This window comes from Nocardia sp. bgisy134 (assembly GCF_057708325.1).
Genome location: NZ_JBYIRW010000010.1, coordinates 36,805 through 63,337 on the forward strand (window position 1 = coordinate 36,805; position 26,533 = coordinate 63,337).

At 69.7% G+C, this 26,533-nt stretch carries 28 protein-coding genes and 3 tRNA genes; 14 read left to right on the forward strand and 17 right to left on the reverse strand.

Annotated features, from left to right (window positions below):
- Window positions 1-16: 16 nt before the first annotated feature.
- The 6 genes from AC3ERS_RS18685 to pgsA form a co-directional block, all read right to left on the reverse strand.
- Window positions 17-190: a hypothetical protein gene (locus tag AC3ERS_RS18685; protein ID WP_169810825.1), complete on the reverse strand. Its 174-nt coding sequence runs from the start codon at window positions 188-190 to the stop codon at window positions 17-19.
- 152 nt (window positions 191-342) lie between these two features.
- Window positions 343-1,155 carry a phage shock envelope stress response protein PspM gene (gene pspM / locus AC3ERS_RS18690; RefSeq protein WP_431969173.1) on the reverse strand — a complete coding sequence of 271 codons (813 nt, stop codon included), beginning with the start codon at window positions 1,153-1,155 and terminating at the stop codon, window positions 343-345.
- Window positions 1,156-1,474: 319 nt separating this feature from the next.
- Window positions 1,475-2,302: a PspA/IM30 family protein gene (locus tag AC3ERS_RS18695; RefSeq protein ID WP_431969175.1), complete on the reverse strand. Its 828-nt coding sequence runs from the start codon at window positions 2,300-2,302 to the stop codon at window positions 1,475-1,477.
- A 199-nt stretch (window positions 2,303-2,501) separates the two neighbouring features.
- Window positions 2,502-2,960, reverse strand: coding sequence for a helix-turn-helix domain-containing protein (locus AC3ERS_RS18700; RefSeq protein ID WP_431969177.1), 459 nt, complete (start codon window positions 2,958-2,960; stop codon window positions 2,502-2,504).
- Between the two features lie 140 nt (window positions 2,961-3,100).
- Window positions 3,101-3,592, reverse strand: a complete 492-nt coding sequence (locus AC3ERS_RS18705) for a CinA family protein (protein ID WP_431969179.1) — start codon at window positions 3,590-3,592, stop codon at window positions 3,101-3,103.
- Complete coding sequence (gene pgsA / locus AC3ERS_RS18710; RefSeq protein ID WP_431969181.1) at window positions 3,585-4,268, reverse strand: CDP-diacylglycerol--glycerol-3-phosphate 3-phosphatidyltransferase; 684 nt, start codon at window positions 4,266-4,268, stop codon at window positions 3,585-3,587. Before pgsA ends, AC3ERS_RS18705 begins: the two co-directional genes overlap by 8 nt.
- A 143-nt stretch (window positions 4,269-4,411) precedes the next feature.
- On the opposite strand from pgsA, the gene AC3ERS_RS18715 reads away from it, so the two are divergent.
- Both AC3ERS_RS18715 and AC3ERS_RS18720 read left to right on the forward strand, forming a co-directional pair.
- On the forward strand, window positions 4,412-4,978 hold the full coding sequence (locus tag AC3ERS_RS18715) for an amino-acid N-acetyltransferase (protein WP_431969183.1): 567 nt from the start codon (window positions 4,412-4,414) through the stop codon (window positions 4,976-4,978).
- A 25-nt stretch (window positions 4,979-5,003) separates the two neighbouring features.
- Window positions 5,004-5,288 carry a YciI family protein gene (locus tag AC3ERS_RS18720; RefSeq protein WP_431969185.1) on the forward strand — a complete coding sequence of 95 codons (285 nt, stop codon included), beginning with the start codon at window positions 5,004-5,006 and terminating at the stop codon, window positions 5,286-5,288.
- A gap of 82 nt (window positions 5,289-5,370) precedes the next feature.
- Here AC3ERS_RS18720 and AC3ERS_RS18725 read toward each other — a convergent pair whose 3' ends face one another.
- On the reverse strand, window positions 5,371-6,360 hold the full coding sequence (locus AC3ERS_RS18725) for a TerC family protein (protein ID WP_431969187.1): 990 nt from the start codon (window positions 6,358-6,360) through the stop codon (window positions 5,371-5,373).
- A gap of 520 nt (window positions 6,361-6,880) precedes the next feature.
- On the opposite strand from AC3ERS_RS18725, the gene AC3ERS_RS18730 reads away from it, so the two are divergent.
- The 5 genes from AC3ERS_RS18730 to AC3ERS_RS18750 all read left to right on the forward strand — a co-directional run bounded on the left by AC3ERS_RS18730 (window position 6,881) and on the right by AC3ERS_RS18750 (window position 8,947).
- A tRNA-Trp gene (locus AC3ERS_RS18730) sits at window positions 6,881-6,953 on the forward strand.
- A 127-nt stretch (window positions 6,954-7,080) separates the two neighbouring features.
- Window positions 7,081-7,154: transfer RNA gene (locus tag AC3ERS_RS18735), tRNA-Leu, on the forward strand.
- A gap of 25 nt (window positions 7,155-7,179) precedes the next feature.
- A tRNA-Arg gene (locus AC3ERS_RS18740) sits at window positions 7,180-7,253 on the forward strand.
- A gap of 110 nt (window positions 7,254-7,363) precedes the next feature.
- Complete coding sequence (locus tag AC3ERS_RS18745; RefSeq protein ID WP_431969535.1) at window positions 7,364-8,188, forward strand: class I SAM-dependent methyltransferase; 825 nt, start codon at window positions 7,364-7,366, stop codon at window positions 8,186-8,188.
- A gap of 78 nt (window positions 8,189-8,266) precedes the next feature.
- Window positions 8,267-8,947, forward strand: coding sequence for a GAP family protein (locus AC3ERS_RS18750; RefSeq protein ID WP_431969189.1), 681 nt, complete (start codon window positions 8,267-8,269; stop codon window positions 8,945-8,947).
- Between the two features lie 63 nt (window positions 8,948-9,010).
- On the opposite strand, the gene AC3ERS_RS18755 is transcribed toward AC3ERS_RS18750, so the two are convergent.
- Both AC3ERS_RS18755 and AC3ERS_RS18760 read right to left on the reverse strand, forming a co-directional pair.
- Window positions 9,011-11,578, reverse strand: a complete 2,568-nt coding sequence (locus AC3ERS_RS18755) for a DNA translocase FtsK (RefSeq protein WP_431969191.1) — start codon at window positions 11,576-11,578, stop codon at window positions 9,011-9,013.
- A 116-nt stretch (window positions 11,579-11,694) separates the two neighbouring features.
- Entirely contained in the window at window positions 11,695-12,318 is a 624-nt protein-coding gene (locus tag AC3ERS_RS18760; protein ID WP_431969193.1) for a TIGR03085 family metal-binding protein, read from the reverse strand.
- 164 nt (window positions 12,319-12,482) lie between these two features.
- On the opposite strand from AC3ERS_RS18760, the gene AC3ERS_RS18765 reads away from it, so the two are divergent.
- Window positions 12,483-12,851, forward strand: coding sequence for a DUF4189 domain-containing protein (locus AC3ERS_RS18765; RefSeq protein ID WP_084501663.1), 369 nt, complete (start codon window positions 12,483-12,485; stop codon window positions 12,849-12,851).
- A gap of 60 nt (window positions 12,852-12,911) precedes the next feature.
- Entirely contained in the window at window positions 12,912-13,463 is a 552-nt protein-coding gene (locus AC3ERS_RS18770; RefSeq protein ID WP_431969195.1) for a WKL family lipoprotein, read from the forward strand.
- 56 nt (window positions 13,464-13,519) lie between these two features.
- Here the strand turns inward: AC3ERS_RS18770 and AC3ERS_RS18775 are convergent, their stop codons facing one another.
- Window positions 13,520-15,547 (reverse strand): ribonuclease J, encoded by a 2,028-nt coding sequence (locus tag AC3ERS_RS18775; protein ID WP_431969197.1) that lies wholly within the window; start codon window positions 15,545-15,547, stop codon window positions 13,520-13,522.
- 55 nt (window positions 15,548-15,602) lie between these two features.
- Window positions 15,603-16,511, reverse strand: a complete 909-nt coding sequence (gene dapA / locus AC3ERS_RS18780; RefSeq protein WP_431969199.1) for a 4-hydroxy-tetrahydrodipicolinate synthase — start codon at window positions 16,509-16,511, stop codon at window positions 15,603-15,605.
- Between the two features lie 148 nt (window positions 16,512-16,659).
- Here dapA and AC3ERS_RS18785 point away from each other — a divergent pair, with 148 nt between their 5' ends.
- Entirely contained in the window at window positions 16,660-17,100 is a 441-nt protein-coding gene (locus AC3ERS_RS18785) for a toxin-antitoxin system HicB family antitoxin (protein ID WP_431969201.1), read from the forward strand.
- A gap of 42 nt (window positions 17,101-17,142) precedes the next feature.
- Here AC3ERS_RS18785 and AC3ERS_RS18790 read toward each other — a convergent pair whose 3' ends face one another.
- Window positions 17,143-18,342 carry a winged helix-turn-helix domain-containing protein gene (locus tag AC3ERS_RS18790; protein ID WP_431969203.1) on the reverse strand — a complete coding sequence of 400 codons (1,200 nt, stop codon included), beginning with the start codon at window positions 18,340-18,342 and terminating at the stop codon, window positions 17,143-17,145.
- A gap of 207 nt (window positions 18,343-18,549) precedes the next feature.
- Between AC3ERS_RS18790 and AC3ERS_RS18795 the strand changes: the two genes are divergently transcribed.
- The 4 genes from AC3ERS_RS18795 to AC3ERS_RS18810 all read left to right on the forward strand — a co-directional run bounded on the left by AC3ERS_RS18795 (window position 18,550) and on the right by AC3ERS_RS18810 (window position 22,428).
- Window positions 18,550-19,428, forward strand: coding sequence for a haloalkane dehalogenase (locus tag AC3ERS_RS18795; RefSeq protein ID WP_431969205.1), 879 nt, complete (start codon window positions 18,550-18,552; stop codon window positions 19,426-19,428).
- Window positions 19,429-19,542: 114 nt separating this feature from the next.
- Entirely contained in the window at window positions 19,543-20,430 is an 888-nt protein-coding gene (locus AC3ERS_RS18800) for an RNA polymerase sigma factor (protein WP_431969207.1), read from the forward strand.
- A 106-nt stretch (window positions 20,431-20,536) separates the two neighbouring features.
- Window positions 20,537-21,409, forward strand: coding sequence for a haloalkane dehalogenase (locus AC3ERS_RS18805; RefSeq protein WP_431969209.1), 873 nt, complete (start codon window positions 20,537-20,539; stop codon window positions 21,407-21,409).
- Between the two features lie 20 nt (window positions 21,410-21,429).
- Window positions 21,430-22,428, forward strand: a complete 999-nt coding sequence (locus tag AC3ERS_RS18810) for an RNA polymerase sigma factor (protein ID WP_431969211.1) — start codon at window positions 21,430-21,432, stop codon at window positions 22,426-22,428.
- Window positions 22,429-22,434: 6 nt separating this feature from the next.
- On the opposite strand, the gene AC3ERS_RS18815 is transcribed toward AC3ERS_RS18810, so the two are convergent.
- From AC3ERS_RS18815 to AC3ERS_RS18835, 5 genes are all read right to left on the reverse strand, one after another.
- Window positions 22,435-23,454 (reverse strand): hypothetical protein, encoded by a 1,020-nt coding sequence (locus AC3ERS_RS18815; RefSeq protein ID WP_431969213.1) that lies wholly within the window; start codon window positions 23,452-23,454, stop codon window positions 22,435-22,437.
- Window positions 23,447-24,769 carry a sensor histidine kinase gene (locus AC3ERS_RS18820; protein WP_431969215.1) on the reverse strand — a complete coding sequence of 441 codons (1,323 nt, stop codon included), beginning with the start codon at window positions 24,767-24,769 and terminating at the stop codon, window positions 23,447-23,449. The genes AC3ERS_RS18815 and AC3ERS_RS18820 overlap by 8 nt, the downstream gene beginning before the upstream one ends.
- A complete protein-coding gene (locus AC3ERS_RS18825; protein ID WP_431969217.1) occupies window positions 24,733-25,422 on the reverse strand; it encodes a DNA-binding response regulator in 690 nt (229 codons plus the stop codon). The genes AC3ERS_RS18820 and AC3ERS_RS18825 overlap by 37 nt, the downstream gene beginning before the upstream one ends.
- Window positions 25,423-25,532: 110 nt before the next feature.
- Complete coding sequence (locus AC3ERS_RS18830) at window positions 25,533-25,985, reverse strand: flavodoxin family protein (protein WP_431969221.1); 453 nt, start codon at window positions 25,983-25,985, stop codon at window positions 25,533-25,535.
- A 6-nt stretch (window positions 25,986-25,991) separates the two neighbouring features.
- Complete coding sequence (locus AC3ERS_RS18835) at window positions 25,992-26,495, reverse strand: hypothetical protein (protein WP_431969223.1); 504 nt, start codon at window positions 26,493-26,495, stop codon at window positions 25,992-25,994.
- Window positions 26,496-26,533 lie beyond the last annotated feature (38 nt).

The window sequence follows — 26,533 nt, forward strand, 5'->3', positions numbered from 1 at the left end:
CCGTTGGCTTTTCGCACTACAGCTTGCTGACCGTCGAGTTGTCCGAGCCCGACACCGCCTTGTACAGCAGGTACAGGCCGAACACCACCGCGCTGATCACCAGAATCGGGAACAGCCCCTTGATCAGCGCACCGATGATGGCGAGCGCGATCCAGACGACCGCGACGACACCGATGATCTTCCACAGCATTTCCAGCCTCCCGGAGGTCTCTCCCGAACCGCCGTCCGGCGATCCGATACCTCCATGCTGACAGCCCCGGGGCGATAAATCACCAGGTCAGCAGCGATATCCGGGTGCAAATCAGGGTTCACCCCGATCGGTTCGGGGGGTGCGCCCGGAGGTTACCGCGGCAGACCGGGCGGTGGCGGGGAGACCGCGATGGCGGGACGGTCTGCGACCTCGGTCAGCGCCTGCGCCCAGCCGTCCAGGCGATCCGCCGCGTGCCGCAATTCCGCGACGATGCCGTCGAATCGATGTGCCACGACAGTGGTTTCGGGCACCGCGAGGACGCGGCTCGCGGCCGCGACGACCAGCTCGTATTCGGCGATACCGGATTCCAGCCTGGTCAACGCGAATCGCACGTCGCCGGTGAGAGAGGCAGTGGCCTCCGGATTGGTCCGGCCGACCACGGCGGCGGCGCTCTCCATCTGAACGATGTCGGCGGCGAGAGCGTGCAGCGCGGCGGCTCCGGAGGCGGCCGTCTCGACCATTTCGGTGAATTCCTCGTCGGGCAGCCGGCGCGAGGCGGCGATCTGCGCGGCGAGCCCGTGCATCGCCCGTTCGGCCTGTACCAGGCGGGCGATCGGGGCGCGGGCGGCCGAGCGCGCGGGCGGCTGTTTGCGCGGCAGGAAAGCGGCCTGCGGCAACGGGGATCGACGCAGCCGCAGATAGCGCCGCGCGCTGAGCGCGGTCCCGGTGACGAACGCGATCGCGCCGCCGCCGAGCACGACCACCGCCCAGGCGGGCGCCGAGACGACGACCAGACCGACCGCGCCCGCGGTGGTCAGCCCGGAGACGGTGCCGAGCTGATAGCTGCGCCGCCGGGCGCGGCGACGCTTACGGAGTTCCCGCTCGCGCGGGTCGGCCCAGCGGCGCACCGAGACCAGCGCGTGTTCGCTCATGTCGCGCAGCGTGTCCGGCAGTCGATCGCTCATGCCTGCACCTCGCTGACGCTCGGCTCCGGCATGCGCGAAGCGCGCTGGCACACGATTCGCTCACTCCGTTCGCTCATGCCTGCACCTCGCTGACGCTCGGCTCCGGCATGCGCGAAGCGCACTGGCACACGATTCGCTCACTCCGTTCGCTCATGCGCTTTCCTCACACCGTTCGAGCCGGATCGCAGTCGGGACCCGGGCGGGACGGCGCTGTGCGCGCGTCGCGGCCGCGGGGCGTGACGAGGACACCCCTCGGCGTTGCACGGTCTCGCGCGTGCCCGCGTCCTTCACCGCACCGGTCCTTGCCTGCATCGAGCCGCTACTGCTGGGCGGCCTGGCCCTTGTTCATCTGCGGCTGCGCCGGATTCGCCTGCGTCTGAGCGGGATTGATGGCGGACTGGCCGCCGCCCGCGGGCAGCGCCTCGCCGCGCATCGAGGCGCGGATCTGCTCGAGCTTGCTGTGGCCCGCCATCTGGATGCTGGCCTGCTGCACCTCGAGCATGCGGCCCTGCACCGAGTTCTGCGCGAGCTCCGCGGCGCCGAGCGCGTTGGCGTAGCGGCGCTCGATCTTCTCGCGCACCGCGTCGAGGCTTGGGGTGGTGCCCGGCGCCGACAGCGTCGAGTCCATCTGCTGCAGCGACGCGGAGACCTGCTCCTGCATCTTGGCCTGCTCCAGCTGGCTGAGCAGCTTGGTGCGCTCGGCGACCTTCTGCTGCAACAGCATCGCGTTCTGCTCGACCGCCTTCTTGGCCTGCGCGGCGGCCTGCAGCGACTGGTCGTGCAGCACCTTCAGGTCCTCGACGGACTGCTCGGCGGTGACCAGCTGGGCGGCGAACGCCTCGGCGGCGTTGGTGTACTGGATCGCCTTCTCGGTGTCGCCCGCGGCGGTGGCCTGGTCGGCGAGCAGAACGGCCTGGCGCGCGTTGGCGTTGAGCTTCTCGACCTCGTCGAGCTGGCGGTTCAGCTTCATCTCCAGCTGACGCTGGTTGCCGATGACCGAAGCGGCCTGCTGCGACAGAGCCTGGTGCTGGCGCTGAGCTTCCTCGATAGCCTGCTGAATCTGCACCTTCGGATCCGCGTGCTCCTCGATCTTGGAATCGAAGAGGGCCATCATGTATTTCCAGGCCTTGACGAACGGATTAGCCATCGATTGATCCCGCCTCCATCTGATGTACCGCTTGACGCGGCCCGGGTACACGACCCTCGCGCACCCGCTTGTGCCTATCCTCCACCATGCGGCACCTGGACCGGGGCATCCCGGCCCAACCGACGCCTACTACAGAATCTATCCGTTTTCGGCGTCGGCCCGCAGCGTTGCCCGCGGCTGGGCGTCCGGTGTTCTGTTGTCAGTTGCTCTTCACCAGGACGAGCATGTCGGCCTTCGGCGCCCGAATGACGATTCGGGTGTCCTCGGCGATGTGCGGACGGGCAGCCGACATGGACGCGGACGCCGGAGCCATGGCGGGCTCCTGTGCCGGGGCGACCTCGGCGGATTCCGCAACGGCGGCCGTCTGCTCGGCCTCGTCGGCGGATGCCGCGGCGGGCTGGGCGGCCTCGCCTGCCGGAACACCGTCGACGCCCGCCATGATCGTGCTCACATCCCATAACACCCGCGACAACGGCACATCCAGTGCGGCGCATATCGCGGCGAGCAGCTCGCTCGACGCCTCCTTGCGGCCCCGCTCGACCTCCGAGAGATACCCCAGGCTCACGCGCGCCGAGGTGGACACTTCCCGCAGGGTCCGGTGCTGGGCGAGACGTGCACGCCGCAGACTGTCCCCGATCGCCTCTCGCAGCAGCGTCATCTCGATCTCCTTCGCTCCGAACACCGGGCGCAGCTTCGCGCAGTCGCCTGGCGCGCACCGTTCTTTCTGGCACAACGTCCCGGGGCGGCCCATTGGTTCCCGGCGGGCGAACTCGTCGAGCGATTCCTCGCGCGCCGCGCTCAGCCGCCCTGAACGCACCGAAGCAGCTCCCGCACCGCGTTCTCGGTTGCGGTGAGTCTGATGGTCCACCGGTCGCCGGACAGTTGCAACCGCATCACCTCGGTGTGCCACGGACTGGACAGCCCGAGGAAGACGGTGCCGACCGGGTGCCCGTCCTGGCTGTCGGGGCCGGCGACACCGGTCAGGCCGATACCCCAGTCGGCGACGCAGCGGGTGCGGGCGCCGACGGCGAGCTGCTCGGCGGTGCTCGCCGCCACCGGTCCCTCGGCGGCGAGCAGGTCCGCGCTGACCCCGGCCAGGCTGCTCTTGAGGTCGGTGGCGTACACCACCAGTCCGCCGCGCAGCACCACGCTCGCGCCAGGCACACCGGCGATGGTCGCGGCCACCAGCCCGGCGGTGAGCGATTCGGCCGTGGCCACGGTCTGGCGGGCGGCCACCAGGGCGCGCACCAGCTCGTCGGCGGGAACGGACGCGGTCAGCGGATCAGTCATGCCCGCGAGCCCGGCCGGAGCCGCCCGCGAACCACACCCGCGCGGCCTGCCCGACGTAGTCGAGACCGGTGACGACCGTCAGCACCACGGCCAGGTACATCAGCGCCATGCCCGCGACCTCGAAGCCGCCGGACAGCGGCAGCAGCAGCACCCCGATGGCCAGCGACTGCACCAGCGTCTTCAGCTTGCCGCCGCGCCCCGCGGGGATCACCCCGCGCCGCATCACCAGCAGCCGCAGCACCGTGACGCCCAGTTCACGCCCGCAGATCACCAGGGTGATCCACCAGGCCAGGTCGCCGAGCACGGACAGTCCGATGAGGGCCGCGCCGATCAGCGCCTTGTCGGCGATCGGGTCGGCCAGTTTGCCGAAATCGGTGACCAAGCCGTACTTGCGGGCCAGCTGCCCGTCGAAACGGTCGGTGATCGCGGCCAGCGCGAACAGCGCGGCGGCGGCGATCCGCCATCCGGTCTGGTGCCCGCCGCCCGCGAACAGCGCGACGACGAACAGCGGAACGATGGCGATGCGCGCCATGGTCAGCACGTTCGCGATGTTCATCAGCGGCACCGCGGTGGCGGCCGGGGCGGCCGCGAAACCGGCGCCGGAGGGTTCCGCTCCGGGACGCAGCACGGCCGCGTCGGGCCAGCGACGATCGATCTCTTCGGGCTGCACGCTCATGCCCTCGCCTCGAGGGTGCGCGATCCGAAGACGGCCACGTCTCCATCCGGTTGCGCTACCCCGGCGCGATGCGGTGAGCGGAACGACAGGATGTGCGGCACATGTTCAGACTATCGGTAAGCGCGCCGACTACTGTGCACCCCATGACCTCTCGGGGACCACTAGGTGGTTCGACCAGCGACGCGCATCCCAGCGCGGCCTCTGCCGCGCCCGGCTCCGGACCGGTTGTGCGACGCGCTCGAACCTCGGACGTCCCCGAGATCAAACGCCTCATCGATGTCTACGCCGGCCGCATTCTGCTGGAGAAGAACCTGGTCACCCTGTACGAGTCGGTGCAGGAGTTCTGGGTGGCCGAGGTCGGTGGCCGGGTGGTCGGCTGCGGCGCGCTGCACGTGCTGTGGGCCGATCTCGGCGAGGTGCGCACCGTCGCGGTGCACCCCGACGCCAAGGGCACCGGCGTCGGCAAGCTCATCGTGCAGCGGCTCATCGCGGTGGCCAGGGAACTGGAGCTGCGCAGGCTGTTCGTGCTGACCTTCGAGGTGGAGTTCTTCAGCGGGCACGGCTTCGTGGAGATCGACGGCACCCCGGTCACGGCCGAGGTGTACGCCGAGATGTGCCGGTCCTACGACACCGGCGTCGCCGAGTTCCTCGATCTGAGTTATGTGAAGCCGAACACACTCGGCAACACCCGCATGCTGCTGACCCTCTGAAGCGCCGACCAGAAAGCGATACACCGTGCCGATCTTCGCCGTCCACTACACCTACTCCGAGGCCACCGTTCCCGGTCGCGACACCCACCGGCCCGAGCTCCGCGGCTGGTTGTCCGGGCTGGTCGACGCGGGCACGCTGCTGTCGAGCGGACCGTACCCGGACGGGTCGGGCGCGTTGCTGATCTTCCGTGCCGAGGACACGGCGGCACTGAAGGACCTGCTCGCGCAGGATCCCTTCGCCAGGGAAGGTCTCATCGAGGCGGTGCGCGCGGTGGAGTGGCAGCCCGTCATGGGGGCTTTCTCCGCCTGATCGAACGAAGCGAGCCCCGCACCCTGTCCGGGGTGCGGGGCTCTTCGTCACATGTCCCGGCACGCGGGGCTCGGCGGTACGCCTATCGGGCGTCCTGGGGCGCCGTGCCTCGGGTCTTGATCAGGCTGGCGACGGTGGCAACGACCAGCACGCCGATGATGACGCCCAGCGAGACCGGGGTCGAGATCTCCGGCACGCTGACGTGCTCGCCGCCGTTGACGAACGGCAGCGTGTTCTCGTGCAGCGCGTGCAGCACCAGCTTGACGCCGATGAACGCCAGGATCGCGGCCAGGCCGTAGGACAGGTACACCAGCCGGTCCAGCAGGCCGCCGATCAGGAAGTACAGCTGGCGCAGGCCCATGAGCGCGAACGCGTTGGCGGTGAACACCAGGTACGGCTCCTCGGTGAGGCCGTAGATCGCGGGGATGGAATCCAGCGCGAACAGCAGGTCCGCGAAGCCGATGGCGAGCAACGCGAGCAGCAGCGGGGTCACCACCCAGCGGCCGCCGACCCGGGTGACGAGCTTGTCGCCGTCGTACTCGTCGGTGGTCGGCAGCACCCGCTTGGCCAGCGCGACGATGCGGCTGTCGCGCTTCTCCTCGGCCTCCACCTCGTGCCCGCTCTCGCGCAGCAGCTTGACGGCGGTGTAGATCAGGAAAGCGCCGAACAGGTAGAACACCCAGCTGAACGCACTGATCGCGGCGGCGCCGACCGCGATGAACGCACCACGCATGGCCAGCGCGAGCACGATGCCGATGAGCAGCACCTTCTGCTGGTAGATCCGTGGCACGGCGAAGGTGGTCATGATGATCAGGAAGACGAACAGGTTGTCCACCGAGAGCGCCTTCTCGGTGACGAAACCGGCGTAGTACTCCCCGCCGAAGGTCGAGCCCCACCGCCAGGCGACGAACCCGCCGAAGGCCAAGGCGATGCTGATGTAGACCGCCGACCAGAAGGCCGATTCGCGGAAGGTCGGTTCGTGCGGGGTGCGCACGTGGGCGAAGAAGTCGAAGACGAACAAGCCGAGGATCACCGCGATGGTGATCCCCCATTCGAGTGCGGTCACCTGCATGCTGCGGCCCGATCGGAGGCGGTAGTCATGACGGCCATCATGCCCGATTTGTCCGTTCTTGTCGGCTAGCGGGTTGGTTGCCGACCATCCTGTCACACTCCGGAGAGCCGCCTGTCGGGCACAAGAACACACGTCGGACGCATGAAAGGCCATGTCTAGGTGATTGCGAGCACATTGCGGCATGGCAGAAAATCGGACATACCGACCGGGTACGGAAAACCGGTGTCCCCGGGCGGATTCGGGTGTTAGCTTCGAAGAAGACGAATACCGCTCTCGAAAGAGCACCGGGGGAACCACTTCCCCACCCACGAACCGAAAGGCCTCGGCGATGACCGCGCGGATCCGGCAGCAGCGACAGTGGTCGCTCGACGCCGCCGCGCGCCCGAACGCCCCGCGCTCCACTCACCTACTCGATCACCGCTGGACGCGCGTCCGGAGCGGTCCCTGAGTTCTCGACGTTCGAGAACCTCTCGCACGGGGTCATTCCGCGGCAACTGCCAGGAATGACCCCTTTCCGTCTGCGGACGTAGCTCAACTGGTAGAGCACCGGTCTCCAAAACCGAAGGTCGGGGGTTCGACTCCCTCCGTCCGCGCCGTACAACGAAACAGCGGTCCGGCAGCATGCCCGAGCGGACGAAGGGACCGGTCGTCACCCGGGCGCGCACACCACGGAGGCGCGAATCCTCCTGCTGCCGAGAACTTTCGGCCGCCAGACCGTAGTCCCTCGTAGCCCAACTGGCAGAGGCGCCGGCATTAGGAGCCGGGAGTTGCGAGTTCGAATCTCGCCGAGGGAACGAGTTCGCGCGCAAGCGCGGACGAGCGTTTGTAGCTCAGTGGGAAAGAGCGCCCGTCTACGAAGCGGGAGGTCGGAGGTTCGAGTCCTCCCAAGCGCGCCGATGACGTGCGACGTCGAGCATGGCGGATGCGCCGCAATCTCGCGGGCCGGTTCGGGGCCCGAATATTCGCGTGCGGCAGGTGCTCAGGCGTGTCACAGTCGATGACTGTGACCGAGGACTACCGCACCCTGAACAGGGCCAACTGGGACCAGCGTGCGCCCATGCATGCCGCGTCGCCGGGCTATCGGGTGGCGCGGTTCCTCGCCGAACCGGACTTCCTGAGCGCGACAGTGCGTTTCGATCTGCCGCTGCTCGGCGACCTGCGTGGTCTGCGCGGCGTGCACTTGCAGTGTCACATCGGCACCGACACGATCTCGCTGGCCCGCCTCGGCGCTCGCATGACCGGCCTCGACTTCAGTCCCGCGTCGCTGGCGCAGGCTCGATCGCTGGCACGTCAGGCGGACGCCGAGGTGGATTTCGTCGAAGCCGATGTGTACGACGCGGTCTCGGCGCTCGGCGCGGAACGGTTCGACCTGGTGTTCACCGGAATCGGCGCGCTGTGCTGGCTGCCGAGCGTCGACCACTGGGCACGGACCGTGGCCGAGCTGCTGCGCCCCGGCGGGCGGCTGTTCCTGCGCGAAGCCCACCCGATGCTGTGGGCGCTCGACGAAGAGGTCACCGACCGATTGACCCTCGGCTACTCGTATTTCGAAACGCCCGAGCCGATGGTGTTCTCCAACGAGTCCACCTATGTCGAGATCGACGGCCGTCTCGACCCGACCATCACCCACGAGTGGAACCACGGCCTCGGCGAGATCGTGTCGGCGCTGCTGGCCACCGGCCTCACCCTCACCGGGCTGACCGAACACCGCAGCGTCCCGTGGAATGCCCTGCCGGGCAGGATGACCTGCGACGAGCACGACGAGTGGCGGCTGATCGAGCATCCCGAGCGCGTCCCGCTCAGCTACACCCTGCAAGCCCGCAAGGAGTGACGGCCACCACTCGAGACTGTATCCGCAGCATGCTGGCCGACCGGGGCCGCACGGACCTCGCGTATGTTCGGTGTGGTCATGGTGACTCTGCTCTTGGCGCTGACCGGCTTCGCCTTTCTCGATTCGCTCGATCTGCTGCTCGTCGGCGTCACGGTGGCGATCGTGTACGACAGCAAGCTCGCGCGGCGGTCACCATTGCCCGGCGGTCTGAGTTTCGTCGCGGGCGTGTTCGCGATGACCACCACGTTCGGGATCTGCGCCGTGCTCGGCATCAACTGGCTCACCTCGCTGATCGGCTTCGAGCTGACGCCGACCATCCGCTACTGGGGCGAACTGGCGGTGGGCCTGGTGCTGCTGCTGTTCTCCGTGCTGCCTTCCGGCGCGCGCCGTGACCCGCCCGCGTGGGCGACCAAAGCTCGGCGACGGCCCTGGGTGCTGGCGCTGGTCGGCGTCGCGATCGGCTTCGCGCAGGCGCCGACGGCGGTGCCGTATCTCGCGGGTCTGGCCATGCTGTCGGCGCACGACCCGCTACCGACGCTGTGGCCGCTGATCATCATCGCCTACTGCGCGGTCGCGCTGCTGCCGCCGCTGCTGATTCTCGCCCTGTCCGTCCGCGGCACCGCGCGAGCCCGCCGCGTGTATCGAACGATCGTCCGCGTCCTGACCGAATACGGTCCGCTCTCGGTGCGAATCATCTTCGGGCTCTTGGGCGCGGCCCTGATCGCCGACGCGATCGTCCACTACACACACCTGTGGTGACCGGTAGACGCGGCCGGCTTGGAGTCCGTCTCCGGATCGCGCACGACCGGGGCGGAGGTACGTCTACTCGTCGGCGTCGTCCGGCTCCGGTCCGCCGCCGCGGACAGACCACAGCAGCCCCTCCAGCTCGTCGGGCTTGACGAGCACGTCACGGGCCTTGGACCCTTCGCTGGGACCGACGACGCCGCGAGTCTCCATGAGGTCCATCAGGCGGCCCGCCTTGGCGAAACCGACGCGCAGCTTGCGTTGCAGCATGGAGGTGGAGCCGAACTGGGACGTGACGACCAGCTCGATGGCCTGGAGTAGCACGTCGAGGTCGTCGCCGATATCGGGGTCGACGTCTTTCTTCTCCCCGGCCTTGGCCGCGGTGATGCCCTCCTGGTACTCGGGTTCGGCCTGGTTCTTGGCGAAGTCGACGACGGCGTGGATTTCCTCGTCGCTGATGAACGCGCCCTGCAAGCGGGTGGGCTTGCCCGCGCCCATGGGCAGGAACAGGCCGTCGCCCATGCCTATCAGCTTCTCGGCGCCCGGCTGGTCGAGGATGACCCGGGAGTCGGTGAGCGAAGAGGTCGCGAACGCCAGGCGGGACGGCACGTTGGTCTTGATCAGACCGGTGACCACGTCCACCGACGGACGCTGTGTCGCCAGCACCAGGTGGATGCCCGCGGCGCGGGCCTTCTGGGTGATGCGGACGATCGCGTCCTCCACGTCGCGCGGCGCCGTCATCATCAGGTCGGCGAGCTCGTCGACGATGGCGAGGATGTAGGGGTAGGGCCGGTAGACCCGCTCGCTGCCCAGCGGCGCGGTGATCGCACCGGACTTCACCTTCTTGTTGAAGTCGTCGATGTGGCGCACCTTGTTGGCCTGCATGTCCTGGTAGCGCTGCTCCATCTCCTCCACCAGCCAGGCCAGCGCGGCGGCGGCCTTCTTCGGCTGGGTGATGATGGGCGTGATCAGGTGCGGAATGCCCTCGTACGGGGTGAGTTCGACCATCTTGGGGTCGATCAGGATCATCCTGACCTCCTCCGGCGTGGCGCGTTGCAGCAGCGAGACCAGCATCGAGTTGACGAAGCTGGACTTACCCGATCCGGTGGAACCCGCAACGAGCAGATGAGGCATCTTCGCCAAGTTCGCGGAGACGAATTCACCCTCGATGTTCTTGCCGAGACCGATCACCAACGGGTGGTGGTCGTTTCGGGTGGACGGCGCTTTCAGCACGTCGGCCAGCCGCACCAGTTCACGGTCGGCGTTGGGCACCTCGATGCCGACGGCGGACTTGCCCGGGATCGGGGCGAGCAGCCGGACGTTCTCGGTGGCGACGGCGTAGGCGATGTTGCGCGCCAGCGCGGTGATCTTCTCGACCTTCACGCCCGGACCGAGTTCCACCTCGTACCGGGTGACCGTCGGGCCGCGCACGAATCCGGTGACCGCCGCGTCGATCTTGAACTGCACGAGCACCTCGGTGATCGCCTCGATCATCGATTCGTTGGCGGCGCTGCGCTTCTTGGGCGGTTCACCGTCGGTGAGCAGCGTCAGCGGCGGCAGCGAGTAATCGCCCTCGATCACCCGGTCGGCGACGAACTCGGGTTCCTTCGGCGGCGGCGGGGTTTGATCCTGTGCCTTCGGCGCCGGGCGTTTCTTGGGCTTGGGCGGTTCCGGCGGCGGTTCCGCGGCGATGGGCTTGGCGTCGCGCAGCGGCGGCTCGCCCAGCGATTCGGTGACCGCGTCGGATCCGGCGAACTCGTCGGGCGGATAGTTCTCGGCCGGGGTGCGGCCGCGGCGCCGGGAGGCGGTGCGGTGCACGGGGAAACCGTCGGCGTCGTAGTTGGCGGGGTCGTAGTCGCGTTCCGGCTCGAGATCGCCGTACTCGTCGCCGCCCGCCGCGGTGCCGAAGTATTCGCGCAGCCGCTGCGGGACCTCCCTGACTGTGGTCCCGGTCAGCAGCAGCACGCCGAAGACGATGGCGAGCAAAAGGATCGGCACGGCCAGCCAGGCGGTGAGCCCGCTCGCCAGCGGCCCGCCGATCACGTAACCGACGAAACCGGCGGCGCGCGAGCGGCCGTGCGCGTCGGTGGGCGCGCCCGCGGCGAGATGCCAGATGCCCAGCAGCGGCAGACCGACCAGCAATCCGCCCAGCACCAATCGCGGCCGGATCTCGGGGTGCGGCTCGGTGCGCATGAGGGTGATCGCGATGCCGGTCGCGACGAAGGGCAGTGCGGCCGAGGCGGACCCGGACACCGCCCGGATCGCTTCTTCCACCCAGTGCCCGATCGGGCCACCCGCCGAGAGCCACACCGCGGCCGCGATGACGCCGCTCAGCGCGATCAGCGCGAGCGCGACCCCGTCGCGGCGGTGACCGTGTTCGATCTCGCCCGCCCGGCTGAGCGTGCGGGTGGTGGCGCCGAGCCCACGGGCCAGCATGTTCCAGCCGCTGGTGATGCCGCGGCTGATGACGGCCAGCGGCGCGGTGTCGGACGTGCGGCGCACGGGTCTACGGGCCGGTGTAGCGCGCCCGCGCGGTGCGGAACCACCCCGGGGTGTGGTGGAACGAGATCGCGCCGTGGTGGTCCTCCCCCGGGCCGATCCCGCCCGCGCACGAGGTGTCGTGGTGCTGCGGGACTTACCTGCCATGGACCCAGGCTAGCCGCAAACGCCCCATACAGACCATCCGCAACACCCGTATCGCCCGCCTCGAGCGCGGCGGATCACAGTCGAAGGCCCCGCTCGGGCGGTGGACAGGGGTCGGTTCAGAAGGAGCGGTCGAGTTCCAGCACCGCGCGCACGGCATCCTCGTCGCCCGCGGTCTCGATGCGGACCTTGTCGCGGCCGAAGGCGTGCAGCAGGAGTTCGGAAGGCTTACCGGTGAGCGTCACCGCGGCGCCCTGCGCCGACTTCACCTCCGCCCGGCGGCCGTCGGGCGTCGCCAGCACCACCGGCACCGGCGAATCACGGTAGGCCATCTTGCCGACCCGTCGCACCTGGTTCCACAGCTGGGACTCGTCGGCGTCGGAGAGTTCGCGCGGCTGCCAGTCCGATCCGGCGCGGCGCACATCCTCGTGGTGCACGAACATCTCGCTCAGGTTGACCAGCGCGTCCACCGGCTTCAGCGGCGACCACCAGGGCGGGCCGGTCCGCACCAGGTCGAGCAGTTCGGGAAACGGCTTGCGCGCCACGCGGTCCTGCACCGATTCGAGGTAGCCGGCGAACGGTTTCAGCAGGATGCCCGGCGCGGCGTCGGGGCGGCGTTCCCGAACGATCAAGTGCGCCGCCAGATCTCGCACGGTCCACGCGCCGCAGAGGGTCGGCGCATCCGGACCGGCCGACGACATCGCGGCCACCAGCGCTTGACGTTCCCGTTGTGCCATGCTCACGTGCCAACCCTATCGAATACCGGGCGGTCGCCATGATGACCGGCCGGTGGTCCGGACCCGCGCAATTCCGAAAAGGAAAGCCCGGACTGGATTCCCGAATGGTTGCTCGGTAGCTTGTCACTGGTCCATAGGGTCGTGGACCTATCAGTTCGAAGGGATTCACCTTGAAGAAGTTCTTCACCGCTGCCGCGGTCATCGTGGCAACGGTCGGTTCGATGCTGGCCACCTCGGCACCGGCGCAGGCCGGATACGGCTACTACGGCGCGATCGCCGTGTCGAGCGACGGTAGCTACGGCATCGCCAACAACTACGGAAGCTACAGCGCCGCCGAGGACGCCGCGATCGACGTCTGCGGCTACGGCTGCTCCACCCTGGTCTCCTGGACCAACGGCTGCGGCGTGCTCGCAAGCTCCGACACGCGCTGGAGCGCGTCGGCGCGGCCCAGCTACTCCGAGGCCCGCGCCGCGGCGCTGAGCCGCCTCTCCGGCGGCTGGGTCGTCGACTGGCGCTGCACCTCGGGCTACTCGCTGTAAATCCGACACCGTCGCGTCGTCCGCTCCGAGACCGCGACACCACTTCACCAGGGGAAAATCGTGAAACACCGCTCCATTCGGGCCGCGGTCGCCGTGCTGCTGACCGCCTCGGCGTTCGCGCTCGGCGCGTGCAGCTCCACCAGTGACTCCTCGAGCACGGGCACCAGCACCTCGCCCGCAGGCAAGTTCGAGGAAGGCAAGAACGAGGACAAGGCCGTCGACGGCAAGGCGCCCGCCACCACCACGGCGCCGAACCTGCCCAAGCCGGCCGCTTCGCTGCTCAACGAGCGCATCAACCGCGCCTTCGATCCCTCGGTGAGCGCCGAGGAGAAGATCAGCTGGATCCAGGACGCCGAGCGCGATCCGCAGCTGGTCGACAAGCTGGTCGACGCGGCCAAGCGCAACAAGGTGACCGTCCAGATCACCAATGTGCAGGAGCCGAAGGACGGCAAGCTGAAGGCCGACGCGAAGGTCACCATCGACGGGCAGCCGGTGGAGAACGCGTTCGTCGAGTTCGTCGCCGAAGGCAGCGACTGGAAGGTCTCCCACCAGTTCACCTGCAACATCGTGCGCTCGGCGAAGCTGGACTCGGCGGCCTGCCAGGCTCAGTAGCAGAAAAGCGAAAAGCGCCGGAAGGCAATGCCTTCCGGCGCTTTTCGCGTTTCGGATCAGACGCCGATGACAGTCGGCACGATCATCGGACGGCGGCGGTAGGTCTCGGCGACCCAGCGTCCGACCACCCGGCGCACGCCCTGGGCGATGCGGTGGATGTCGGTGACGCCCTCGCCCGCCAACCGCAGCAGCTCGGCCTCGACGAGTTCGGCGGCATCGGCCAGCGCGGTCGGGTCGTCGGAGAAGCCGCGCCCGCTCAGCTCCGGTGTGCTCACGGCCTTGCCGGTGGTCTCATCGATGGCGACGGTGATGGAGATGAACCCGCCCTCGCCGAGCACCAGGCGGTCCGACAGCGTGGACTCGCCGACATCGCCGACGGACAGGCCGTCCACGTAGACGTGGCCGACCGGCACCCGGCCGACGATGGACGCGATACCGTCCACCAGGTCGACCACCACGCCGTCCTCGGCGAGCACCACCCGGTCCTCGGGGACGCCGGTGGCCACCGCGAGCGCGGCGTTGGCCCGCAGGTGCCGCCATTCGCCGTGCACCGGCATGGCATTGGTGGGTCGCACCGCGTTGTACAGGTACAGCAGCTCGCCCGCGGAGGCGTGGCCGGAGACGTGCACCTTGGCGTTCTGCTGGGTGATGACCGTCGCGCCCAGCCTGGCCAGCCCGTTGACCACGGCGAACACCGAGTTCTCGTTGCCGGGGATCAGCGAGGAGGCCAGCACCACCAGATCGTCGGCGCGGATGTGGATCTGCCGGTGATCGCCGCGCGCCATCCGGGACAGCGCCGAGAGCGGCTCGCCCTGCGAACCGGTCGAGATCAGCACCAGGCGGTCGCCGGGCAGGGTCGCGGCGACATCGAGGTCGACAACGACGCCGTCGGGCACCGTCAGATAGCCCAGATCCTGGGCGATCTGCATGTTACGGACCATCGAGCGACCGACGAAACAGATACGGCGGCCGTACTTCTGGGCCACGTCGACGACCTGCTGGATGCGGTGCACGTGGCTGGCGAAGGACGCCACGATGACCCGGTTGCGCGCCTTGCCGATCACGTTGTCCAGCACGCCGCCGATCTCGCGTTCCGGCGTGACGAACCCGGGAACCTCGGCGTTGGTGGAGTCCACCAGGAACAGATCGACGCCCTCGTCGCCGAGCCGGGAGAAACCGGCCAGGTCGGTGAGCCGTCCGTCCAGCGGCAGCTGGTCCAGCTTGATGTCGCCGGTGTGCAGCGCGACGCCCGCCGGGGTGCGGATGGCGACCGCGATCGCGTCCGGGATCGAGTGGTTGACCGCGAAGTACTCGCACTCGAACGGACCGTGGATGGTGGTCTCGCCCTCGACGACCTCCATGAGCTTGGGGTGCAGCCGGTGCTCGCGGCACTTCGCGGCGACCAGCGCGAGGGTGAACTTGGCGCCGATGACCGGGATGTCACCGCGCATGCGCAGCAGGAACGGCACCGCGCCGATGTGGTCCTCGTGACCGTGGGTGAGCACGATCGCGACGACGTCGTCCATCCGGTCCTCGATGGGCCGGAAGTCGGGCAGGATCAGGTCGACGCCGGGCTGCTGATCCTCGGGGAAGAGCACGCCGCAGTCGACGATGAGCAGCTTGCCGTCGTATTCGAAAACGGTCATGTTGCGGCCGATTTCGCCGATGCCGCCCAGCGCGAAGACGCGCAGACCGTTCTTGGGCAGCTTCGGCGGGGCGCCGAGCCGGTCCTGCGCCGCCACCACGGGCGGCTTGGCGGGCGGCTGTTCGCCGCGACCGCGACCTTGCCGACCGCGGCCGGAGCGGCGGCCCTGACCGTTCTGCCGCGCGGGTTCGGGCTGCTGAGCCTGAGCCTTCTTGGTGCGGTCCGACTTTCGTGCGGACTCCGCGCGGGGGGACTCGGCGACCTCGGGCTGCTGGACCTTTTCGGGCCGAGCCGCGACCTCGGGCTGCGCGGCGACCTCGGGCTGCGCCGCGACCGGTTCGGCGGCGGGCTTTTCGGTGCGTTCCCGTTCGACGGGAGCGGGTTCGGGAGCGCCCGCGGGACGGGACGCGGAGCGGCGGGGGCGGCGCGGAGTGGTCATTTCGACACCTCCTGTCGGATGACGGATGCGCCTACGGCTAGATCACTGCGGTCGCTCATCCCAGGACCCCCGCAGCCTGCAGGTCCTCGGCGAGCCGGTTCAGCGCGTCGGCGCTCGGCATCAGCTGCGGCAACCGCGGCTCGCCGACGTCGACGCCGAGCAGGCGCAGCCCACCCTTGGTCATCGCGACGCCGCCCAGGCGCGCCATCGCGTGGTTCAACGGGACGAGTCGAGCGTTGATGTCACGGGCTCGCGCCACGTCTCCCGCCTGATAGGCGTCGACCAGCTCGCGCAGGCGCTCGGGCACGAGATGGCCGATGACGCTGATGAATCCGACGGCGCCGATGGACAACCAGGGCAGGTTCAGGCTGTCGTCACCGGAGTACCAGGCCAGCCCGGTGCTGGCGATGAGGTCGGCGCCCGCGTTCAGGTCGCCTTTGGCGTCCTTGACCGCGACGATGCGCGGATGCTCGGCGAGCTTGCGAATCGTGTCGGGGCCGATCGGGATGATGGAGCGCGGCGGAATGTCGTAGAGGGTGACCGGCAGATCGGTGGCATCGGCGACCGCGGTGAAGTGCGCGATCAGGCCCTCCTGCGACGGGCGCGAGTAGTAGGGCGTCACCACGAGCAGACCGTGCGCGCCCGCCCGCTGCGCGTTGCGCGCGAGTTCGATGGAGTGGGCGGTGTCGTAGGTGCCCGCACCCGCGATCACGGTGGCGCGATCGCCCACGGCGTCGACGACGGCGTGCAGCAGGTCGAACTTCTCCGACTCGGTGGTGGTCGGCGACTCACCGGTGGTACCGGAGATCGCGAGCAGATCGACGCCGCGGTCGACGAGACGGGCCGCCAGCGCGACCCCGGCATCGACATCCAGCTTGCCGTCGGCACTGAAGGGGGTCACCATCGCGACACCTACCGTGCCGGACGCGCGCAACTCCGTTGGCGTCGATTCACCGTTCGTCATGGTCAGAAAGGCTACCCGGTCCCCGGAGCACCCTCGACACCCTGACCGGCGATCCGGCTGCCCGGCCGGGTGATTCACCTCCCACCGACGCCGCGAAGACATCAATCTTTTCCTTGAATGACGCCAAAAACGACGTCATAATGGTGTCATGGATTTGAACAAGTACACCGCTCAGCTGCGCGAGAACCTCGTGGCGGCAGCAGCGCTCGGCGACGAGAAGACCCAGGCCACCGCCGCCGCCTTGGCCGCGGCGACCGAATCCTCGGCCCGGCTCGTGCTGCTCGCGGCCCTCTCCGAGCTGGCCGCCGAGGTCAGCGCGGAACTGGCCGACCGCACCGTGCGCGTCTCGGTGGACGGCACCGACGCCACGGTGGACGTGCGCAGGAACGCCGGCGAGGAGCACCCGACCATCGAGGACATGACCGGCGACATCAGCCGGGTCACGCTGCGCCTCGTCGAGCAGATGAAGGCGAAGGCCGAGGAGGCGGCCGCGGCCAACGGGGTCTCGCTGAACTCGTGGTTGTCCAACGCGGTGTCCGGTGCGCTGCGCGACCAGATGCGGGGCCACGGACCCAAGCGCGACATCTGACACCGGCCGCCGCACCCGATCCGGCCTGCTACATCCGGGCGACTACAGCAGCGCCGCCAGATCGCCGCGTTCACCGATCACGACATCGTCGAGTTCGAGCCAGTCCGCCATCTCACGCAGGGCCGTGCGCAGCGCCGCCGCGGTCTCCGCGTCGCAGCGGCCCGGTTCGGCGAACGCGCCGGGCACCAGCAGCCGCCCGTGCGCGCGTTCGGCGCGCAGGTCGACGCGGCCCACCAGCTCCCCGTCCTTCAGGAAGGGGAAGACGTAGTAGCCGTGCACCCGCTTGTGCTCGGGGGTGTAGATCTCGATGCGGTAGTGGAAGTCGAAGATCCGCTCGGTGCGCGGCCGGAAGAAGACCAGCGGATCGAACGGGCACAGCAGCGCGACGCCCTCGACGCGCCGCGGCGTGGCCGCCTCGGACCACAGGTAGGCGGGTTTGCCCCACCCGGCGACCTCGATCTCTTCGAGTTCGCCCGCGTCCACCAGCGCCGCGATCGCGGGCTCGGTCTGGGCACGGTGCAGCCGGTAGTAATCGCGCAGGTCGGTCTCGGTGCCGATGCCGAGCGCGGTGGCTGCGTGGCGGACCAGTTCCACCACGGCGTCCGCTTCGGAGACGTTGCGCGCCAACACTTCCGGCGGGATCACCCGCTCGGCGAGGTCGTAGTGCCGGGTGAAGCCGACGCGCTTGTCGACGGAGAGCTCGCCCGCGGCGAAGAGCTGTTCGCAGATCATCTTGGTGTCGCTGAGGTTCCACCAGGAACCCTTGGGCCGCGGCTTGTCCAGCTCGAGATGCCGTTCCACCTCACCGGCGGTCGCGGCGCCCACGTCGCGGATCACGTCCAGGATGTCCTTGCCCAGCGTCGGATTCCGTTCCAGCACCTTACGCATCCCCGACCAGCGGCCGTGCTGGTACTGCACCATCCGCCAGCGCATCAGCGGCCAGTCCTCTACCGGGATGAGCGCGGCCTCGTGCGCCCAGTATTCGACCAGCCGCCGCGGACGCTTCGGGCTGTGACTCCAGGCGAACTCGTCGAGCAGCGCGCGATCGTAGCCGCCGATCCTGCTGAACACCGGGGCGTAGTGCGCGCGCACCACCGCCGACACCGAATCGAGTTGCAGCAGTTGTGTTCTGGCGAGCATGTCGGCCACCGTGCGCCGGGTGACAGTCGCCGGGCGCCGCCTGCCGAACCCCTGCGCGGCCAGGGCCGTCCGCCGCGCGGCCGCCGCACTCATCTTCCGCATACCCGAACAATGCCACGGGGGTCCGACACGAATCGGACGGCATGTTCCCGCGCCGGGCTCGTCCGCAGGTCCGGACCCCGCGACGCACTGTGTCGAGCGTCACACATCGTCCGGTCACAGCGGGGCCGAGCGGTGTGTCGAAACAGGTGTCAGCAGCGAAGGGAGTGGCGCACCGCGTCACACCCACGATTCCGAGGGAGCAACATCGTGCCCACCGTCGACGTTCTCGATTCGTTCATCTCCTACACCGACACCGGTACCGGCGCGGGTTCCGTGCCCGTGGTGTTCCTGCACGGCAACCCGACCTCGTCGTACCTGTGGCGCAACGTGATTCCGCACGTCGCCGATCAGGCCAGGGCGCTGGCCCCCGATCTCATCGGCATGGGAGCGTCGGGCAAGCCCGACATCGACTACCGCTTCGTCGACCACGCCCGCTACCTGGACGCCTGGTTCGACGCGCTCGGCCTGGACGAGGTGGTCCTGGTCGGCCACGACTGGGGCGGCGCGCTCGGCATGGACTGGGCCGCCCGGCACCCGGGCCGGGTGCGCGGCATCGCGCTGATCGAGACCTTCTTGCGGCCGCTGGAATGGGAGGAGATGCCGCCGCTCGGCGCCGAGCTGTTCCGCAAGTTCCGCAGCGCCGAGGGCGAACGAATGGTGTTGGAGGAGAACATGTTCATCGAGTTCAATCTGCCGAACGGCGTCGCGAACCTGTCGCAGCAGGACCACGACGTCTATCGCGCGCCCTACCCCACGCCCGCCACGCGCAAGCCGCTGCTGGCGTGGCCGAGGGAGATCCCGCTGGGCGGCGAGCCCGCCGACGTGGTCGCCACCATGCACAACTACGGCCGATACCTGGCCGAGACGCCGGGTATCCCGACGCTGATCATGGCGCTGGAGAACGGCGTCGGCCTCGGCTCGCCCGAGACGGCGCGCTGGGCCGCAACCACTTTCGCCGACACCGAGCTGGTGTCGATCCCGCCCGCCGGGCACCACGCGCCGGAGGATCGGCCGGACGAGATCGGCGCGGCGGTGTCGGAATGGCTGCGCAGGCGCGCGCTGATTCCGGCCGTCGCGCGGGCCTGAATCCCTGTCGTCCGTGGCGTCGTTCGGGGCGACCGAGCCGGGCCGTCGGCCCGGTCGCCCCGCGCCGAACCGTCGCGTTTGCGACACCGCCGCGCGCTGGCGAAGATTGCCCGAATGAGCAGTGCAGACACCACGGCGGGCGATCCGGACCACGAGGCGGCGACGGACGTCCGCCGCGCGGAGGCGGCGTTGGTCGCCCGCGCGGTGGACGGCGATCGGGACGCGGTCGCCGACATCGTTCGCATGTTGCAGGATCCGCTGTATCGGCTGGCCCTGCGGATGGTGGGGCGACCCGCCGAGGCGGAGGACGCCACCCAGGAGATCCTGATCCGCGCGGTCACCCGTCTCGCCACCTTCCGCGGCGAGGCGAAGCTGCTCACCTGGGCGTACCGCATCGGCGTCAACTACTTGATCAACCTGCGCACCCGGTCGCCGCAGGAACAACACGAGCTCAGCCTGGAGGAGTTCGGCGCCGGACTCACCGACGGCTTGGCCGCCGAGGACTACCGCGGGCCCAGGGCCGCCTTGCTGTCCAGCGAGGTCCGGCTCAACTGCAGCCAGGGCATGCTGCAATGCCTGGCCCGCGAGGAGCGTGTCGCGTTCGTGCTCGGCCAGGTCTTCGAACTCGGTTCGGCGGACGCGGCGTGGATTCTCGACATCACCCCGGCCGCCTACCGAAAACGATTGGAGCGCGCCAAGAAACGTCTCGGCGCGTTCCTGAGCTCCGCGTGCGGTGTGGCCGACCCGCGTGCGGCGTGCCGCTGCTCGCGGCGGGTCGAGAAGGCGGTCGCACTCGGCCGCGTCGACCCGGCCGCGCCGCGGTACGCCACCCATCCGGTGAGCCCCGGCGGCCGGACGGTGCTCGAGGCCGAGGAACAGATGATCCGGCTGCACGACGTCGCGGCGGTGCTGCGCGGGCATCCGGATTACGCCGCGCCCAGCGAACGGATGGACGCCATCGCGACGCTGTTACGGTCGGGGCAGTTTCCGCTGCTGGCCTGAGCGCCCCGCGTCCAGTGGCGCACATCACAGACCGGAGTTGTCGGACGGCGTCGAAATCCGGTGTCGAACCGGAGTGACAGGGCACAACACCGGAAAGGACGCCCCCATGGCCACCATCGACGTTCTCGACTCCTACCTCCACTACCACGACACCGGGTCGGGTGAGACCCCCGTCGTCTTCCTGCACGGCAACCCGACGTCGTCCTACCTGTGGCGCAACGTGATTCCGCATGTCGCCGACCAGACCCGGTGCTTGGCACCGGATCTCATCGGCATGGGCGCCTCGGGCAAGCCGGACATCGCCTACCGGCTCGACGATCACGCCCGGTACCTCGACGCGTGGTTCGACGCCCTCGGCCTCGATAGGTTCGTCGTCGTCGGCCACGACTGGGGCGGCACGCTCGCGATGGACTACGCGGCCCGCCACCCGGGCCGGGTCGGCGGCATCGCGCTGATCGAGACGTTCCTGCGCCCGACGCGCTGGGACGAACTGCCGCAGGGATCGGCCGAGATGTTCCGCACCTTCCGCTCGCCGGAGGGCGAAAAGGCCGTGCTGGAACAGAATCTGTTCATCGAATACAACCTGCCCAAGCTCATCGCCGGACTCACCGAGGCCGATCTCGACGCCTACCGCGCGCCCTACCCCACCCCGGACACGCGCAAGCCGATGCTGGCGTGGGCCAGGGAGTTCCCCCTCGACGGCGAGCCCGCCGACGTCGCCCAGCGGGTCCGCGACTACGGACGCTGGATGGCGGAGAGCCCGGAGGTGCCCAAGCTGCTGATGCGTGTCGAGCCGGGGGTCGGCCTCGGTTCTCCGGAGGTGATCGACTGGGCGGCACGGACTTTCGCCGCCGTCGAGGTCGAGTCGGTCGGACCGGGCGCCCACCACAGCCCGGAGGACCAGCCCGACGCCATCGGGCGGGCGGTCGCGAACTGGCTGCGCAGGCACGCGCTGACCGCGCAGCCGACCGCGGTGTGAAACAGAGAGGATCGATAACGATGCGCGACGCTTCCGAAAGGGCGGCGGCCACGCCACCGAGCGCTCGTCGGCGGGAACGGGGCACGCACGAGCCCGTCGACAGCCCGGCCGGAAGCGCTCCGTCGGGGCCGCTCGAGGCACGGACCGTCGAAGCCGACCAGCTCCCCGGCCATCAGGTGACGGGCCCGGATCAGGAAGAGCTGCGGCTCGTCGCGCGCGCCGTCGACGGTGACCAGGCGGCGCTGCGGGAGGTGATCGGCCGCCTGCAGGATCCGCTGTACCGGCTGGCGCTGCGCATGGTCGGCCGGCCGCCCGATGCCGAGGACGCCGTGCAGGAGATCCTGCTGCGCGTCGTCACCCGGCTGTCCACCTGGCGGGGCGAGGCGAAACTGCTGACCTGGGCCTACCGCGTCGGCGTCAACTACCTGCTGAACCTGCGCAGGCGGTCACCGCAGGAACGCGATCAGATCGGCCTGGACGATCTCCGCGACGACCTCGCCGACGGACTCGCCGCCGTCGACTACGCGGGCCCCGAGGCCGCCCTGTTGGCCGAGGAAGTGCGGCTGAGCTGCACGCAGGCGATGCTGCAATGCCTCGGCCGCGACGAACGCGTCGTCTTCGTGCTCGGCGAGATCTTCGAACTGACCGCCGCCGAGGCCGCCTGGATCCTCGGCACCACACCGGCGGCCTGCCAGAAGCGGCTCGAACGCGTCAAACAGCGTCTCGCCGCATTCCTGCGGTCGACCTGCGGGGTGGTCGAGCCGAAGGCGTTGTGCCGCTGCCCACGTCGCGTCGACAAGGCCATGGCCCTCGGCCGCGTCGACATCGGCAACCCGGCCTTCGCCGGTCACCGGGTCAGCGCGGGCGGGCGCGGCGTCGCCGAAGCCGCCGCCCAGATCCATCGCCTCCGCGACGCCGCCGCCGTGCTGAGCGCACACCCGGATTACGCCGCGCCGCAAGCGAAGATCGATGCCATCACCGGGCTGCTGACCTCGGGCCGTTTCCCGTTGCTCGAATGACCGGGGTCAAATCGTGACGGCGACCTCGCCCGCCGCGTCGATCTCGGTGCGGCGCGCATTGGCGGGGGCGTTCGCGAGCACCGTGGCGAGGATGCGGCGGCCCATCGGAAGCACGCGGACCGTGATCGAGCCCGCGTTCGCCGCGTCCAATTCCCTGATCGCCGCGTCGATCACCCGCTGCCGCACCCAGCGCGGCACACCGGCGAAACCACCGTCGTCCAGCAGCACCACCTCGACACCACGCGAGCGCGCGCCGCGGGCGGCGCTGCTGAGTTCGTCGGTGACCAGCTGGGGCGCGCGCAGACCGTCGCGCAGTTCGGCTTCCAGCAGCCTGCACTGTTCGCGCTCGGCGGCGGTGAGTTCGACGCCGTCGGCGATGCGCTCCAGAATCGGACGCGCCACCTTGTCCAGCCGGGCCAGCTGTCGATCGCGTTCGCCGTTCTCCGCGGCCATCGTGGCCTCGGCCGCCGCGCGCATGGTCGCTTCCTCGCGCAGCAGGCGCAGCGAGCGCTGGGTGGGCCGCATGATCGCGGCGCACACCGAGACGCTCGCGACCGTCGCGATCGGCACCACGGTCCCCGCGAGGACGCCGCCGCGCAGCCCGGCCGTCGCGCTGACGGTCGCGACCACCGCGGCCACGCCGGCGACGCCGAGCCAGGCGGCTCCGAGCCTGCCGCGCAGCACCAGCACCGCGAGCACATACGAAGAGGCGAACGCCGACCACACCGGCTTCGACCAGGCCTCATCGATGTGCAAGGTGTTCAGTGCGGTCGCGGCGGGCCCGGAGGCGGCCACGAAAACCGTTGCGGGCCACGGCAAGGGGTCCACCGGGATGACGAGCACGAGGACCCCGGCCACCACGAGCAGGACGATCCCGGTGATGGCCGCGAACGGCGACGCGTCGGAGAAGTTGCGGACCATGTACAGGACGATGGTCACCTCGAGGATGATCAGGAACAGCCAGGCCGCCGCGTCGCGCAGGCCGAGCAGATCGCGCACCCCGAGATCGGAATCGGCGTCAACCATCGCTCCCCCACACCAGCGTCACCGACGTGCCTTCCCCCGGCTGTGATTCGACGAACGCCGCGCCGCCCGGCAGCCTGCGCATGCGGCCGAGGATGCTGACCGAGATGCCGAGCCGGTCCACCGGCACCTTGGCCGGGTCGAAGCCAGCACCGTCGTCGCGGAAGACCACCCGGATACCGCCCGCGCTCACTGTGACGGTGACCGCGCGCTGCACCGCGCGCCCCGGCACCGTGGCGTGCCGCAGGCTGTTGCGCACCGCCTCCGCCAGCGCCGCGGCGATGGTTCCCGCCGCGTCCACCGGCAGCCGCAGGTCGTCCACTCCGGACCAGCGGCGCGCGCTGAACGCGATGCCCTGGTTGACCTCGTGCACCGACGCGCGCAGGAAGCCGACGGCCCCTTGGGCATTGAGCCGGTCGGGTTCGGCTTCGCTGCCGCGCAGTTCGTCGAGCTGGGCGAGGGTGCGTTCGGCCTGCTTGCGCAGCACCGGGGAATCGGTGCCGGTGCGCGAGGCGTCCAGCAACGTGGAGAGCACCGCGTCGTGGATCAGCGCCGCGAAGCGGGCGCGTTCCCGGTCGCGGGCGGCCGCGCCCGCCGCGGCGGCGGCCCGGCTGCTCGCGATCGCCGATTCCCGGTCGACGCGGGCGGCGGCGGCCCTGGCGTAGACGGCACACCAGAGGAACAGCGCGCACAGCCCGACGGCACGCGCGAAATCGCTGAGCAGCGACCAGCCCGTGCCGTGCGGCACCACGGACATGTTGGCAGCGGACGCCACCGCGCCGCCGAAGACCAAGTAGCACACCGCGATCGGCCGCCGCCAGGCCAGCGCCGCCGCCAGCACGCCCAGCGCGAACACCCGGTACAGCCACACCGAGGTGGCGTCGGTCACGGGCTGGTGATACGCGAACGGGATGAGCGCCATCGCGACGATGTAGCTGATCGCCGCGGCGCCCGCGACGAACTGGATGACCCGCCTGCTCATGCGGACCGACACGATGGCGAGCACCGGGGACCACCCGAAGGCCAGCGCGAACGCGAGCACCGTCCAGCCCAGCGGCGCGAACCGGCTTTGATCGGCGATCTCCGGCAGCTCGACCACCGCGGCGATCATTCCGGCGATGGCGAAGGTCAACCCGAGCCTGCGCAGGATGCGGTCCGAGGCGGCCTCGTCGATATGGTTGGCGCCCACCACTCCCCGTACGCGACGCCACCGGCTCGCCGACGTCGAGTCGGGTCCGGGCGCGAGCGCGCTCGATGCGGTGTCCAGCGTGCTGGACGGGATCATCCGCGCGGGTGCCGCTCGGGAACCGGAAGCCATCCGTCCTCGACGGCGCGCTTGTAGAGGTCGGTCTTGGTCGGGGCGGGACGGCCCGCGTCGGCGTACTTCTGGCGGATGCGGCCGAGGTAGTCGTTGACGGTCTGCTCGGAGAGGCCGGTCAAGCGTGCCACGCGGGAGGCCTTCTCGCCCGAGGCGTACAGGGTGAGCACTTCCTCCTGGCGGGGGCTGAGGCCCACGTCGGACAGTTGCGGGTCGCCATCGATGGCGGCGGCCCAGTCGGTGGTGACCACCTGCTCACCCGAGGCGGCGCGGCGCACGGCCGCCACCACGGTCGGGACGTCCTCGGATTTGCGCACCACGCCGAGCACGCCGGCGCGAGCCGCGGACCGCACCAAGAACGCGTTGTCGGCTCCGGTGAACACCAGCACCTCGATGCCGCGTTCACGCAGCGCGCGCACGTTGTCCTCGGGTGCGGAGCCGTCGGCCAGCCGCAGATCCAGCACCACCAGATCCAGCGCGGCCGCCGGCCCGGCCGCCGTGAGCAGGTCGGGCACGGTTCCCGCCGTGTACACCAGATCGAGATCCGGTTCCGGCGCGAGCATCGCGGCGAGCCCTATCGCGACCGATTCGTGGTCCTCGACCAGCCCGATCCTTCGCACTACCCTCTCGCCGCCGCCGTCGGCCCACGTCACCTAGACACTCCCATCCCGAGCAACTCGTCCACAGCCCCCCGCTTCAACGTCACCTCGCAGTATGACGGCACTGTGGGCAAGCCGGTCAGACACCAAAAATCGGGGCCGATCTATTCCATCAGCTGTGCGGCGACCGTGGCGCCCAGCTCCCAGCATTGTTCCAAGTCCGCCTTGGTCGGCGCGCCCATGACGATCACCGGCGCGACCGCTTTCACCCAGCCGAGCCCGGTGGTCACGCGATCGACACCGCGTTCGGCGCCTTCGGTGCCTTCGTTGCCGTGCAGGTACAGGCCGTAGGGGCGACCCTTGGTGGAGTCCAGGCACGGGTAGTAGAACGTGTCGAACGCGTGCTTGAGCGCACCCGACATGTAGCCGAGGTTCGCCGGGCTGCCGAGCAGATATCCGTCGGCGGCGAGCACGTCGCTCGCGGTGACCCCGAGCGCCGCACGACGCACCACCTCGACGCCCTCGATCTCGGGATCGGTCGCGCCGGACACCACCGCCTCGAACATCGCCTGCATGTGCGGCGACGGGGTGTGGTGGATGATCAACAGTCGGGCCACTGTTCGCTACCCTTCGCGCTGCTCGCGTTCCAGTTTCTCCAGTGCCACCGCGCGGCGCATGGTTTCGCGCGCCCGGGTGCGGTCGCCCGCGTAGTCGTAGGCGCGGGCCAGGCGATAGGAGACCCGCCAGTTGTCCGGGTCGGCCTCCCATTCCTGCTTCACCTGCTCGAACAGTTCGTCGGCCGCGGCGCGTTCGATGCGGCCGGACGGTCGCCGCGCGAGCGTGGAGGTGTCCAGTTCCAGGCCCTCCTCGTGGATGCGGCGAGACAGGTGCTGGTGAGCGAGTGCCGCGCGCACGGTGGCGACCACCACCCACACGCCGACGATCGGCAGCAGCAGCACGCCGATACCCATCGCGACGCCAGCGGGTTCGCCGGAGCCGATCAGGGCGAACGCGATTCGGCCGAGCAGCAGGAAGTAGAAACCGAGCGCGAGTACCAGCGCGGCGATCAGTCCGACGACGCGCACGATCTCACCGCGGCTGGCATTCGCCTCCGGTTCGGCGTTCACGGGTGCGCCTTCGACGGGGCCGTCGACCGCACGGCGCG